The sequence below is a fragment of the Stutzerimonas stutzeri genome (assembly GCF_000952685.1).
GTDB lineage: Bacteria > Pseudomonadota > Gammaproteobacteria > Pseudomonadales > Pseudomonadaceae > Stutzerimonas > Stutzerimonas stutzeri_E.
In genome coordinates, this window is the sequence record NZ_JYHV01000003.1 from 1 (window position 1) to 12,584 (window position 12,584).

Here is a 12,584-nt window from a genome sequence, read left to right on the forward strand (position 1 = left end):
TGCTCAGGTGGCCATCGCTATCAAAAGCAGGCGCGCCTTGCGGCAGTGTATCGACCAGCACCAGTCCGCCATTGTCATAGGTGCGTTGCCATTCCTTGTCGCCGTAGCGACCATGGATGTACAGCCCAACACGGGCCAAACGCATTTCGCAGAGGCCGTCGCGGTAGCTGACGGGAATGCTGAAGCGATACTGCTGAGATGTGCTCCGAAAGCCGCTCTCGAATGAGCGTGCCTGGCTGCGACCCTTACAGTCGTTGGCGACGCCGTAATGCGCTTGGGCTCGCATGGAGAAGTTGGCCGGTAGCTGGCCTTCAAAGGTAAAACTGTCACCAGTGAGCGTGGCCATAGAGCTGCAGGCGCTCAGTGCTGTCGCGAGCAAGCAAACGCTGAACCGTTGAGCGAGGATATTTCGCATCCTGTTTAACTCCCTAGAGTTGGGTCAGCTGGATGTCGAAGAGGTAGGGCTGTTTGATCCCCTTGATGGCGAGGTAAATCTGGGTCGCTTGCGTGTGCATGTTGGTTCCGTCCATGGAGGTAGTTCGCCGCTGAAGACTGACGCACTGGGCCGGTCGGCTCAACAGCAGGCGGTCCGCGACATGAATCAATTCACTTAAAGGTTGCTCGCTATGCCCTGGCTGCTTTTTTGTGCGGTGGGCCGCGCATAAAAAACCCCGCACAGGGCGGGGTTCGTTGGGCTAGCTCACAGGCGATCAGAACGCTGGAACTACGGCACCCTGGTACTTCTCGTTGATGAACTGCTTGACCTCGTCGCTGTGCAGGGCCTGGGCCAGCTTCTGCATGGCGGCGCTGTCCTTGTTGTCCGGACGGGCGACCAGGATGTTCACGTAGGGCGAGTCGCTGCCTTCGATGAACAGGGCGTCTTCGGTGGGGTTCAGCTTGGCTTCCAGCGCGTAGTTGGTGTTGATCAGCGCCAGGTCGACCTGGGTCAGCACGCGCGGCAGGGTCGCGGCTTCCAGTTCGCGAATCTTGATGTTCTTCGGGTTCTCGGCGATGTCCTTTGGCGTGGCGGTAATGCCGGCACCTTCCTGCAGGATGATCACGCCGGCCTTGGCCAGCAGCAGCAACGCACGGCCGCCGTTGGTGGCGTCGTTGGGAATCACCACGGTCGCGCCACTGGGCAGCTCGTCGAGGGACTTTAGCTTGCTCGAATAGGCGCCGAAGGGTTCGATGTGTACGCCAGCGACGCTGACCAGCTCGGTGCCCTTGCCCTTGTTGAATTCATCGAGATACGGCTGGTGCTGAAAGAAGTTGGCGTCCAGACGTTTCTCGGCCACCTGGATGTTCGGCTGCACGTAGTCAGTGAATACCTTCACTTTCAGATCGACGCCCTGCTCGGCCAGCTGGGGTTTGACGAATTCGAGGATCTCCGCGTGCGGGACGGCGGTTGCGGCAACGTTCAGCTCGTCGGCAGCCTGGGCGGAGAAGGCCGCGACAGCGGCAAAGGCGGCAAGCAGTTTTTTCATGGAAGACTCCTTTTCGATGCGGCGCGCGGGGCGCCGGCATCTGTGGTTGAACATAGGTTATCTAGGGCAACTATTTACTTACGGGAAAAATGCGTGACCAGCTTGTCGCCAACGCTCTGCAGCACCTGCACCAGCACCAATAGCAGCACTACGGTGACCACCATGACGTCGGTCTGGAAGCGCTGATAGCCGAAGCGGATGGCCAAATCGCCGAGCCCGCCGGCGCCGACCACGCCGGCCATCGCGGTGTAGGAGACCAGGGTAATGGCCGTCACGGTAATGGCGGCGATGATGCCGGGACGAGCCTCGGGCAGCAATGCGCTGAAGATGATTTGCCGGGTGGTGGCGCCCATCGCCTGTGTCGCCTCGATGATGCCGCGATCGACTTCGCGCAGGGCCGTCTCCACCAACCGTGCGAAGAACGGCGCTGCGCCCACCACCAGCGGCGGGATCGCGCCAGCGACACCCAGCGACGTACCGGTGATCAGCACCGTGAAGGGGATCATAACGATCAGCAGAATGATGAACGGCAGCGAGCGCAGCACGTTGACCACGAACGAGAGGAAGGCATACAGCGGACCGTTCTCGAACAGTTGCCGCGGGCCGGCGAGGAACAGCAACACGCCCAGCGGCAGGCCCAGCAGAATGGTGAAGAGCAGCGAGCCGCCGAGCATCAGCAGGGTGTCCAGCGTGGCCAGCCAGATCTCATACCAGTCGACGTTTGCCAGTAGAGCATCCATCAGCGCAATACCTCCACATGCACGTCTGCGGCATCCAGGCGATCCAGCGCGGCAGCCATGTCGCCGCCGACCAGGGCCAGGGTCAGCTGGCCATAGGGCGTGTCCTTGATGCGGTCGATGCGCCCCGAAAGGATGCTGAAGTCGACCCCGGTTTCCCGCGCGACGGTGCCTAGCAACGGCTTGTAGGTCGCATCGCCTTGGAACGTCAGGCGCAGGATACGGCCGGGTACGTGAGCGAAATCGTCTCGTTGCTCACCTTCGTCGACCGCCTCGTCTTCCAGCACGAAACGCTGGGTGGTGGGGTGTCGGGGGTGCAGGAATACCTCGGTGACCGGCCCCTGCTCGACGATTTCGCCGCCATCCATCACCGCGACGCGGTCACAGACACGGCGGATCACGTCCATCTCATGCGTGATCAGCACAATGGTCAGCTTCAGCTCGCGGTTGATCTCCGCCAACAGCTGCAGCACCGAGGCGGTGGTCTGCGGATCCAGCGCGCTGGTGGCCTCGTCGCAGAGCAGGATGTCCGGCTCGGTGGCCAGCGCGCGGGCGATACCGACGCGCTGCTTCTGCCCGCCGGAGAGCTGGGCCGGATATTTGCGCGCATGGTCTTTCAGGCCGACGCGGTCGAGCAGGGCGGCGACGCGGGCGTCGATCTCGCTGCGCGAGCGAATGCCGGCCAGGCGCAGCGGCATGGCGACGTTGTCGGCCACCGTCTTGGACATCAGCAGGTTGAAGTGCTGGAAGATCATGCCGACGCGCTGGCGGAAGCGTCGCAGGCCGTCGGCATCCAGTGCGGTGACGTCTTCCCCACTGACCAGGATGCGGCCGCCGGAGGGCTCTTCCAGGCGATTGATCAGGCGCAACAGGGTGCTCTTGCCGGCGCCGGAATGGCCGATCAGGCCGAACACTTCCCCGGCACCGATTTCCAACTGGGTCGGCTTGAGCGCAGGGATCTCGCGGCTGGCGCCGCGGCCGTTGGTGCTCCGGTAAGTTTTATGGACTTGGTGAAATTCGATCACGGGCGAACCTTGTGGGTGCGGTCGTCAGTGCCGGGATAGTCGGCGAAAGGCGTGCATTCTACGCGTTTGCGGTGCTTCGGCGTAGCGAACCTGCAGACATTGAGACCCGCCAGCACCCCGATAAGCACATCGAAACGCCGCATGACGCAACCTTGAGCGGGTCAAGTGGGTCACTAACCGGTACGCCGTGAATCGGAGCAGGTATCAGGCCACCATCAGCATGGCCAGGTTCCTTCGCGGATTAGTCCCTATCGCTCTACCGAGGCCCATGATGACGGACAAGAAAGATCCAAAGCACAGCGAACTGGCCGGTAGCGATACCGTCGATCGCCAGAATCACAACGCCAAGCTCGACGACCTTGGCGCATCCCGCAGCGGCGCCACCGGCGAAGCGCTGACAACCAATCAGGGCGTGAAGATCGCCGACAATCAGAACACCCTGAGGGCAGGGGAGCGAGGTCCATCGCTGCTCGAAGACTTCATCATGCGCGAGAAGCTGACGCACTTCGATCACGAGCGCATTCCCGAGCGAATCGTCCATGCTCGCGGGGCCGCGGCGCATGGCGTATTCGTCAGCTACGACGACCACAGCGCGCTGACCAAGGCCTCCTTCCTCGCCGGCAAGGGGAAAGAGACACCGGTGTTCGTGCGTTTCTCTACCGTGCAGGGCTCGCGCGGGTCGGCCGACACCGTGCGCGATGTGCGTGGTTTTGCCACTAAGTTCTACACCGATGAAGGCAACTTCGATCTGGTCGGCAACAACATGCCGGTGTTCTTCATCCAGGACGCGATCAAGTTTCCCGACTTCGTGCATGCGGTCAAACCCGAGCCGCACAACGAGATTCCGCAGGGCCAGTCGGCCCACGACAACTTTTGGGATTTCGTCTCGCTGACGCCCGAATCGGCGCATATGGTGCTGTGGACCATGTCCGACCGTGCCATCCCACGCAGCTATCGGGCGATGGAAGGGTTTGGCGTGCACACTTTCCGTCTGATCAATGCCGAGGGCACCAGTCGCTTCGTCAAGTTCCACTGGAAGCCGGTGGCCGGCGCTTACTCGCTGATCTGGGACGAAACCCTGAAGCTGGCCGGCAAGGATCCGGACTTCAACCGCCGCGACATGTGGGAATCCATCGAGATGGGCGACTACTTCGAATGGGAGCTGGGCGTGCAGGTGGTTGAAGAGGCCGACGAGCACAAATTCGATTTCGACCTGCTCGATCCGACTAAGATCATTCCCGAGGAGCTGGTGCCGGTGCAAAAGCTCGGCAAGATGACCCTCAACCGCAACCCGGACAACTTCTTTGCCGAGACCGAGCAGGCGGCGTTTCATATCGGCCACATCGTGCCCGGCATCGACTTCACCAATGATCCGCTGCTGCAGGGCCGGCTGTTTTCCTACACCGACACCCAGCTGCTGCGCCTCGGCGGGCCGAACTTCCACGAGATCCCGATCAACCGTTCGATTGCGCCGGTGCACAACAACCAGCGCGATGCTTTCCATCGGCAGACCATCAATAAGGGCCGCGCCAACTACGAGCCCAACTCCATCGACAGCGGCTGGCCGAAGGAAACGCCGCCGGCGGCCAGCGGCGGCGGATTCGAGAGCTACCCCGAGCGCATGGAAGGGCACAAGGTGCGCGTGCGCAGTCCGTCTTTCGGTGATCACTTCTCCCAGGCCACGTTGTTCTGGAACAGCATGAGTGCGCCGGAGAAGGAGCACATCATCGGGGCCTACAGTTTCGAGCTGGGCAAGGTCGAGCGGGTGTTCATTCGCGAGCGCCAGGTCAATGAGATTCTTGCCAACATCGATCTTGAGCTGGCGCGCCGGGTTGCCGAGAACATCGGCGTGACGCCGCCGTCTGCGCCAACCGTGAGCCTCAAGCAGCCGACACCGGCCAGCTCGCCGGCGCTGAGCCTGACCAATCACCTGTCGGGCAACATCAAGTCGCGCAAGGTGGCCATCCTCATCGCCAACGGCGTGGACGGCAAGGCTATCGAGGCGTTCAAGAAGAAGCTGGCGGACGAGGGCGCGCTGGCCAAGCTGATCGGCCCGTCACCCGCGCCGGTGAAGACCGCCGATGGAAAGATGCTCACGCCCGACGCGGCGATGGATGGCATGCCCTCGATCGCCTTCGATGCGGTGTTTATTCCCGGCGGTGCGCAGAGCGTGCAGGCCATGGCCAAGTCCGGCGTGGCCAAGCATTACCTGCTCGAAGCCTACAAGCACCTCAAGCCGATCGCGGTACTGGGCGATGCCCGGCAGTTGCTGGCGGCGCTGAATCTGCCGGAAGACGCTGGTCTGGTGAGTGGTGACGATGGAGATGTCGGCACTGTGTTCAGCGCGTTCGCCCAAGCCTTGGCGCAACATCGGATCTGGGCGCGCGAGCCGCTGGCAGAGCAAGTGCCGGCGTAAGCGTCATTCGACAGAACGGCCCGGCACTCGTGTAGCGACGAGTGCCGGGCTTCCTTATGCCTGTCGTTCAGGTCAACGGGCGAAGGCGTCCGGCTAGGAAAGCTCACGCCAATGCAGGTAACAGCGCAGATCGAATTCGGTCTGTGCGTAGCCGGGCATCATGTGTTCGCAGAGCTTGTAGAAAGCTCGGTTGTGGTCGCTTTCGCGCAGGTGCGCCAGCTCATGGACGACGATCATCTGTAGGAACTCCGGTGCCGCTTCCTTGAACAACGCGGCAACACGGATCTCCTTCTTCGCCTTGAGTTTGCCGCCCTGAACCCGCGATACCGCGGTATGCAGGCCGAGGGCGCGGTGCGTCAGGTCCAGGCGATTGTCATAGAGCATCTTGTCGATACCCGGTGCGCTTTTCAGATGGGTTTGCCGCAATTGCTGGACGTAGCCATACAGCGCCTTGTCGCTTTGCACCTGATGGCGCTGCGGGTAGCGTCTTTCGAGGTAATCCCCCAGCCGATCTTCGGCGATCAACTGACGGACCTGTTGTTGCAAGGCGTCCGGATAGCCTTGCAGATAGCGCAGGGAGGCGGTGGGGTTCATGTCTGTGCCGTAAGCGGTGGTCAGTGTCGTGTGGCGGGAACCGTTGAGGACTGTGCGGTCGCCCTCGATTAGATGGACTAACCCGGGCGGCGCCGCCAGGCGAAGCTCAGCAGGAACAGCGCCGCCGCCGACACCACGATCGACGGTCCGGCCGGAGTGTCCTCGTACCATGACAGCGACAGACCCATGCAGACCGCGAGCAGGCCGATCAGACTCGCGCCCAGGGCCATCTGCTCCGGGGTGCGGGCGTGGCGCTGGGCCGCCGCGGCCGGAATGATCAACAGCGAAGTGATCAACAGCACGCCGACGATCTTCATCGCCACGGCGATCACCATGGCTATCAGCAGCATCAGCGCCATCCGTATGGCGGCTACCGGCAGCCCTTCCACTTTTGCCAGTTCTTCATGCACGGTCACCGCCAGCAATGGTCGCCACAACGGGATCAGCGCCAGCAGCACCAACGCGCTGCCGCCGGCGATCCAGGCCAGATCCGTTGGGCCAACCGCCAGCAGGTCGCCGAACAGATAGCCCATCAGGTCGATGCGCACGTCCTGCATGAAGCTCAGCGATACGAGCCCGAGGGATAGGGTGCTGTGCGCGAGGATGCCCAGCAGCGTGTCCGACGCCAGCGGCTGACGCTGCTGCAGGGTGACCAGCAGAACCGCCAGGAGCACGCAGCAGACGATGACCGCCAGGGTCAGGTTGACCTCCAGCATCAACCCCAGCGCCACGCCGAGCAGCGCGGAATGCGAGAGCGTATCGCCGAAATAGGCCATGCGCCGCCAGACCACGAAGGAGCCGAGCGGGCCGGCCACCAGCGCCAGCGCGAGGCCGGCGAGTAGTGCGTTGAGAAGGAAGTCAGGCATTGGTGATCAGTGCTTGCAATTCGGGCCGTGAATATGGGGTTTGCCAGTGACCACGCTGCCGTGCAGGTCATGGCTGTGGTCGTGTTGGTGGTGATAGACCGCGAGGCTGCGCGCGTCCTGGCCGAACAGTTCGACGAAGGCCGGGTCGGTGCTGACCTGCTCTGGATGGCCCGAGCAGCACACATGACGATTCAGGCAAACCACCTGATCCGTCGCGCTCATCACCAGATGCAGGTCATGGGAAACCATCAGAACGCCGCAGCCGTAACGCTCGCGCAGCCGGCCGATCAGCCGGTAAAGCTCGGCCTGGCCGGCGACATCGACGCCCTGCACCGGCTCGTCCAGCACCAACAGCTCCGGCTCGCGCAGCAGTGCGCGCGCCAGCAGCACCCGTTGCATCTCACCGCCGGAAACGGACTGCAGCGGACTGTCGATCACCTGCTCGGCGCCGACTTCCTTCAGCGCGGCCAAGGCCGCTGCGCGATCCACACCCGGCACCAGACGCAGAAAACGCAGCACAGAGAGCGGCAGGGTCGGGTCGACGTGCAGCTTCTGTGGCATATAACCGACGCGCAGTTTCGGCTTGCGCCAGACCGCGCCGCTGTCCGGTTTCAGCAAGCCGAGCACGGCGCGTACCAGCGTGGTCTTGCCGGCCCCGTTAGGGCCGATCAGCGTGACGATCTCGCCACGGTGCACCCGTAGTTCAGCGCCTTCCAAGACAGTCTGCTTGGCGAACTGCACATGGATATCATCCAGGCGGATCAGCGCCTCGTTCATGCAGTGCTCCGGCACGGCGCACAGAGGCCGACTACTTCCACCGTCTGGCCTTCGACCTGGAAACCCACGCTGCGCGCGGACTGATCGATGGCCTCGCTGATGCTCGGCTGTTCCAGCTCGATGGCCGTATGGCAGTTGCGGCAGATCAGGAACTGGCCCTGATGCGGGTGCTCGGGGTGGTTGCATCCGATGAACGCATTGAGCGAGGCGATGCGGTGCACCAGGCCGTTCTCCAGCAGGAAATCCAATGCTCGATAAACCGTGGGCGGCGCCGCGCGGCGGCCATCCTGGGCCGTCAGTTCGGCAAGGATGTCGTAGGCACCGAGCGGCTTGTGGCTTTGCCAGACCAGCTCCAGTACACGCTTGCGCAGGGCGGTCAGGCGCACACCGGAGCGCTCGCAGAGGAGGTCGGCTTCGGCCAGGGCACTGCTGACGCAGTGGTCATGGTCATGGGGCGTGCAGGCCAGCGGGGACTTGGGCATGAGCGGAGACGAGGTGGCTTAGAGACGTTATTATGTTACCCATTCAGTTCAATCGAGTGTTGCCCGTGTTTCGTCTTTTTTCGATACCGCTTCTAGTGACCGCCAGCCTTTTCAGCAGCGCCCAAGCCCATGCCGAGATCGAGGTGCTGACCAGCATCAAGCCCCTGCAGCTGATCGCCGCTGCCGTTCAGGACGGTGTCGGCAAGCCGGCGGTTTTGCTACCACCGGGCGCTTCGGCCCATCACTATGCCCTGCGACCTTCCGACGTACGGCATGTTCGCAGTGCCGATCTGCTCTACTGGATCGGCCCGGACATGGAGGGCTTTCTGGAGCCGGTGCTGAAAGGGCGCAAAGGCTCGAGCTTAGCCGTCCAGTCGTTGCCGGGCCTGACGCTGCGTCATTTCGGCGACGCGCATGACGCCTCCCACGGCCATGACGAGCATGCGGGTCACGACGACCACGATGAGCATGCGCACGAGTCGCAGGACGCGCACGAGAGCCACGACGAACCTGCAACGGCGGATCACCACGAGCATGATCACGCGCACCGTCCGGGCAGTCTCGATGCCCACCTCTGGCTGCTGCCGGCCAACGCCGAGGTCATCGCCGTGCGAATGGCTGGCGACCTGGCGGCTGTCGATCCGGCCAATGCGCCGCGCTATCAGGCGAATCTCGAGGCGTTCAGGCAGCGTCTGGGTGAGCTCGACAAGCGTCTGCAGGCGCGGCTGAGCAGCATCGGCAATAAACCCTTCTTTGTATTCCACGAGGCTTACGACTATTTCGAGGCGGCTTACGGCCTCGAGCACACCGGTGTGTTCAGCGCCGGTGGCGAGGCCCAGCCCGGAGCGCGTCACGTGGCGGAGATGCGCCAGCGTCTCGAACAGGCAGGCCCCAGCTGCGTGTTCCACGAACCACCGGCCCGTCCGCGTCTGGCTAGCGCCCTGGTCCGCGGTCTGCCGGCAAAAGTGGCCGAGCTGGATGCCATGGGCCATGGTATCGATGCTAATGCTGACGGCTATGCGAGGTTGATCGAAAACCTCGGAACTTCGCTCGCCGAATGCGTGGAATCGCTCTAGCGCCTCGATGTGACGCCGATGCGCTTGGCTGCGTTGAGGCGAGTCCGCCATCGCCGCGCAGCTTCCGCACGTCGATGGAGTTGACTGGGATCAGGTGTTCTTTCCCGCTACCTGGCATAAGCTTCTTGCTTCGGTTTTTCATCATCGACACGAGGATGCGTAGCGCATGGCGAAGACGGACGGGCCCATCGCGGCACAAAGCAAGACCACTTCCAGCATCGCCTTGCAGGCGGCCTCCGAAGATATCTGGGCGCAGAAGTACCGCCTGACCCGCAAGGATGGCAGCCCGGTCGACGACAGCGTCGATGCCACATGGCAGCGGGTGGCGCGGGCGTTGGCCGACGTTGAGCCGGCCGAGCAGCGTGAACACTGGTACGAGCGCTTCCTTTGGGCGCTGCGCAACGGCGCGATTCCCGCCGGACGGATCATTTCCAACGCTGGCGCGCAGGACTACAAACCCGCCACCTCGACCATCAACTGCACCGTCTCCGGCACCATCAGCGATTCGATGGACGACATCCTCGGCAAGGTTCACGAGGCCGGACTGACGCTCAAGGCCGGTTGCGGCATCGGCTACGAGTTCAGCACGCTGCGCCCGCGCGGCTCATTCGTTTCCGGGGCCGGTGCACATACCAGCGGACCGTTGTCGTTCATGGATATCTTCGACAAGATGTGCTTCACCGTCAGCTCCGCCGGCGGTCGGCGCGGCGCGCAGATGGGTACCTTCGATGTCGGCCATCCGGACGTGCGCGAATTCATCCGCGCCAAGCGTGAGGACGGTCGGCTGCGCCAGTTCAACCTGAGTCTGCTGATCACCGATGAGTTCATGCAGGCGGTAGACAGCGATGCCGACTGGCCGCTGATCTTCCCGCTGCACCTCAAGGAAAAGGCCGAGCTGGACCTCGAAGACTCAGAGCAGGTGGTCTGGCGCGAGTGGCCGAGCCACGACGGCTACGTCGTGCGCGATGATGGTCTGGTGGCCTGCAAGATCTACGGGCGGGTCAAGGCGCGGCACCTGTGGGACATGATCATGGTGTCCACCTACGACTACGCCGAGCCGGGCTTCATTCTCATCGACCGGGTCAACCAGCTGAACAACAACTGGTGGTGCGAAGCGATCCGCGCCACCAACCCCTGCGGCGAGCAACCGCTGCCGCCCTATGGCTCCTGCCTGCTGGGCTCGATCAACCTGACTCATTTCGTCATCGATCCGTTCGGCATCGATGCACGCTTCGACTGGGACAAGTACCGCGAAGTGGTGCGCCTGTTCACCCGCATGCTGGACAACGTGGTGGAGATCAATGGCCTGCCGCTGGAACAGCAGCGCCATGAGATCGAAAGCAAGCGTCGTCATGGTATGGGCTTCCTCGGCCTCGGCTCGGCCCTGACCCTGCTCAAGTTGCGCTACGGCAGTCCGGAAGCTTGCGTGTTCACCGAAGAAGTCGCGCGTGAAATGGCGTTGGTTGGTTGGGAACAGGCGCTGGAACTGTCGAAAGAGAAGGGCCCGGCGCCGCTGTTGACTGAGACCTTCGACGTGACCGCCGAGATGCTGCGCAAGCGCCCGGAAATGAAAAAGGACGGCTTCAAGGTCGGTGACCAGGTACCGGGCCGCGTCCTGCATGCGCGGTACTCGCGCTACATGCAGAAGATCGCCGAATACGCGCCCGAGCTGATCGAGGCACTGGCCGAGCAGGGCGCGCGCTTCACCCATCACAGTTCCATCGCGCCCACCGGTACCATCAGCCTGAGCTTGGCCAACAACGCCTCCAACGGTATCGAGCCGAGCTTCGCCCACCACTATTCACGCAACCTGATCCGCGCCGGTCGCAAGGCCAAGGAAAAGATCGAGGTGTTCAGCTACGAGCTGCTGGCCTACCGCACGCTGATCAATCCCAAGGCGCAGCCAGGCTCCGGTGATCCGGCGCAGCAGCTGCCCGACTACTTCATCACCGCCGACGACGTCACCCCGACGCAGCACGTCGATATTCAGGCCGCAGCGCAGAAATGGGTCGACTCGTCGATTTCCAAGACCGCCAACGTACCCACCGACTACCCCTTCGAGGCGTTCAAGGACATCTACCGCTATGCCTGGCGTCAGGGGCTCAAGGGCTGCACCACCTTTCGCTTCAATCCGGCCGCTTTTCAGGGGGTGCTGGTCAAGGAGGCCGATCTGGAGAAGACCCTGTACCGCTTCGTGCTCGAAGATGGCAGCGTGGTCGAGCTCAAGGGCAACGAGGAAGTCGAGTACGACGGCGAAGTGAACACCGCGGCCAACCTGTTCGATGCCTTGAAAGAAGGCTATTACGGTAAGTACTGAGCCATTGATAGTCGGACGGCGCGCGCCGCCCGGATGGAGAATTCGCAATGACCGTCAAGATCACCCAGCGCATCAAGGGCTTCAAGGTTGTCGACGAAACCCTCGAGCGCCCCGTTGCAACGCCAGACAGCAGTACCGGCACGCCCAGCAAGGCCACCGTGGTGGAAATGGACGAAAGTCTGCAACGCCCGGAAACGCTGGTTGGCATGACCTACAAGATCAAATCGCCGCTGTTCGAGCATGCGCTCTACGTCACCGTGAACGACGTCGTGCTCAACGCCGGCACGCCCCATGAGCAGCGCCGGCCGTTCGAGATTTTCATCAATTCGAAGAACATGGACCATTTCCAGTGGATCGTCGCGCTCACACGGATCATGTCCGCGGTGTTCCGCAAGGGCGGTGACTGCACTTTCCTGGTCGAGGAGCTGAAAGCCGTGTTCGACCCGCGCGGTGGCTACCTGAAGAAGGGCGGTGTCTACATGCCGTCGATCGTCGCCGAGATCGGCGGCGTACTGGAGCGTCACCTGATTGCCATCGGCATGCTCGAAGGCCACGCGCTGGACGAAACCCAGCTCAAGTACTTGGCCGAGAAGCGCGCGGCTTACGAAGCCAGCCAGGGCGCGGTGGCCGTAGAGCCGGGGGAAGGCTTCCCGGCGGGTGCGCAGCTGTGCAACAAATGCAACACCCAGGCCGTGGTGCAGATGGATGGCTGCGCCACCTGTCTGAACTGCGGCAATTCGAAGTGCGGCTGAACGGTTACTGAGCCGCTGCCAGCCGGCTGACGGCGCGAACCGTCCACCGGCCCGCCCA

12 protein-coding genes and 1 pseudogene are annotated in these 12,584 nt (G+C 62.8%); 4 read left to right on the top strand and 9 right to left on the bottom strand.

What is annotated here, in order from left to right; genetic code table 11:
* From UF78_RS00570 to UF78_RS22790, 5 genes and pseudogenes are all read right to left on the bottom strand, one after another.
* Positions 1-415, bottom strand: a pseudogene (locus UF78_RS00570) (hypothetical protein); the annotation flags it as partial.
* Between the two features lie 295 nt (positions 416-710).
* Positions 711-1,484 carry a MetQ/NlpA family ABC transporter substrate-binding protein gene (locus tag UF78_RS00575; RefSeq protein WP_045160071.1) on the bottom strand — a complete coding sequence of 258 codons (774 nt, stop codon included), beginning with the start codon at positions 1,482-1,484 and terminating at the stop codon, positions 711-713.
* Between the two features lie 74 nt (positions 1,485-1,558).
* A complete protein-coding gene (locus tag UF78_RS00580; RefSeq protein ID WP_045160072.1) occupies positions 1,559-2,224 on the bottom strand; it encodes a methionine ABC transporter permease in 666 nt (221 codons plus the stop codon).
* Complete coding sequence (locus UF78_RS00585; RefSeq protein WP_045160073.1) at positions 2,224-3,246, bottom strand: methionine ABC transporter ATP-binding protein; 1,023 nt, start codon at positions 3,244-3,246, stop codon at positions 2,224-2,226. Before UF78_RS00585 ends, UF78_RS00580 begins: the two co-directional genes overlap by 1 nt.
* A complete protein-coding gene (locus UF78_RS22790) occupies positions 3,243-3,389 on the bottom strand; it encodes a hypothetical protein (RefSeq protein ID WP_155397578.1) in 147 nt (48 codons plus the stop codon). Before UF78_RS22790 ends, UF78_RS00585 begins: the two co-directional genes overlap by 4 nt.
* A gap of 77 nt (positions 3,390-3,466) precedes the next feature.
* On the opposite strand from UF78_RS22790, the gene katE reads away from it, so the two are divergent.
* Complete coding sequence (gene katE, locus UF78_RS00590; RefSeq protein ID WP_268988799.1) at positions 3,467-5,662, top strand: catalase HPII; 2,196 nt, start codon at positions 3,467-3,469, stop codon at positions 5,660-5,662.
* A gap of 93 nt (positions 5,663-5,755) precedes the next feature.
* Here the strand turns inward: katE and UF78_RS00595 are convergent, their stop codons facing one another.
* The 4 genes from UF78_RS00595 to zur form a co-directional block, all read right to left on the bottom strand.
* Positions 5,756-6,256: a M48 family metallopeptidase gene (locus UF78_RS00595; protein ID WP_045160075.1), complete on the bottom strand. Its 501-nt coding sequence runs from the start codon at positions 6,254-6,256 to the stop codon at positions 5,756-5,758.
* Between the two features lie 77 nt (positions 6,257-6,333).
* Entirely contained in the window at positions 6,334-7,122 is a 789-nt protein-coding gene (gene znuB, locus UF78_RS00600) for a zinc ABC transporter permease subunit ZnuB (protein WP_045160076.1), read from the bottom strand.
* Between the two features lie 6 nt (positions 7,123-7,128).
* Complete coding sequence (gene znuC / locus UF78_RS00605; RefSeq protein ID WP_045160077.1) at positions 7,129-7,899, bottom strand: zinc ABC transporter ATP-binding protein ZnuC; 771 nt, start codon at positions 7,897-7,899, stop codon at positions 7,129-7,131.
* Positions 7,896-8,381, bottom strand: coding sequence for a zinc uptake transcriptional repressor Zur (gene zur, locus UF78_RS00610; protein WP_045160078.1), 486 nt, complete (start codon positions 8,379-8,381; stop codon positions 7,896-7,898). The genes znuC and zur overlap by 4 nt, the downstream gene beginning before the upstream one ends.
* A gap of 65 nt (positions 8,382-8,446) precedes the next feature.
* Between zur and UF78_RS00615 the strand changes: the two genes are divergently transcribed.
* The 3 genes from UF78_RS00615 to UF78_RS00625 all read left to right on the top strand — a co-directional run bounded on the left by UF78_RS00615 (position 8,447) and on the right by UF78_RS00625 (position 12,526).
* On the top strand, positions 8,447-9,457 hold the full coding sequence (locus tag UF78_RS00615; protein ID WP_045160118.1) for a zinc ABC transporter substrate-binding protein: 1,011 nt from the start codon (positions 8,447-8,449) through the stop codon (positions 9,455-9,457).
* Between the two features lie 166 nt (positions 9,458-9,623).
* Positions 9,624-11,774 (top strand): adenosylcobalamin-dependent ribonucleoside-diphosphate reductase, encoded by a 2,151-nt coding sequence (locus UF78_RS00620; RefSeq protein WP_045160079.1) that lies wholly within the window; start codon positions 9,624-9,626, stop codon positions 11,772-11,774.
* A 47-nt stretch (positions 11,775-11,821) separates the two neighbouring features.
* On the top strand, positions 11,822-12,526 hold the full coding sequence (locus UF78_RS00625) for an NrdJb (protein ID WP_045160080.1): 705 nt from the start codon (positions 11,822-11,824) through the stop codon (positions 12,524-12,526).
* The last annotated feature ends 58 nt before the right edge of the window (positions 12,527-12,584 follow it).

What these genes read in the sequence shown, in the direction of transcription:
- UF78_RS00575 (WP_045160071.1), bottom strand. Translation starts at nt 1,484, where the DNA reads ATGAAAAAACTGCTTGCCGCCTTTGCCGCTGTCGCGGCCTTCTCCGCC.
- UF78_RS00580 (WP_045160072.1), bottom strand. Translation starts at nt 2,224, where the DNA reads ATGGATGCTCTACTGGCAAACGTCGACTGGTATGAGATCTGGCTGGCC.
- UF78_RS22790 (WP_155397578.1), bottom strand. Translation starts at nt 3,389, where the DNA reads ATGCGGCGTTTCGATGTGCTTATCGGGGTGCTGGCGGGTCTCAATGTC.
- katE (WP_268988799.1), top strand. Translation starts at nt 3,467, where the DNA reads ATGGCCAGGTTCCTTCGCGGATTAGTCCCTATCGCTCTACCGAGGCCC.
- UF78_RS00595 (WP_045160075.1), bottom strand. Translation starts at nt 6,256, where the DNA reads ATGAACCCCACCGCCTCCCTGCGCTATCTGCAAGGCTATCCGGACGCC.
- znuB (WP_045160076.1), bottom strand. Translation starts at nt 7,122, where the DNA reads ATGCCTGACTTCCTTCTCAACGCACTACTCGCCGGCCTCGCGCTGGCG.
- znuC (WP_045160077.1), bottom strand. Translation starts at nt 7,899, where the DNA reads ATGAACGAGGCGCTGATCCGCCTGGATGATATCCATGTGCAGTTCGCC.
- zur (WP_045160078.1), bottom strand. Translation starts at nt 8,381, where the DNA reads ATGCCCAAGTCCCCGCTGGCCTGCACGCCCCATGACCATGACCACTGC.
- UF78_RS00620 (WP_045160079.1), top strand. Translation starts at nt 9,624, where the DNA reads ATGGCGAAGACGGACGGGCCCATCGCGGCACAAAGCAAGACCACTTCC.
- UF78_RS00625 (WP_045160080.1), top strand. Translation starts at nt 11,822, where the DNA reads ATGACCGTCAAGATCACCCAGCGCATCAAGGGCTTCAAGGTTGTCGAC.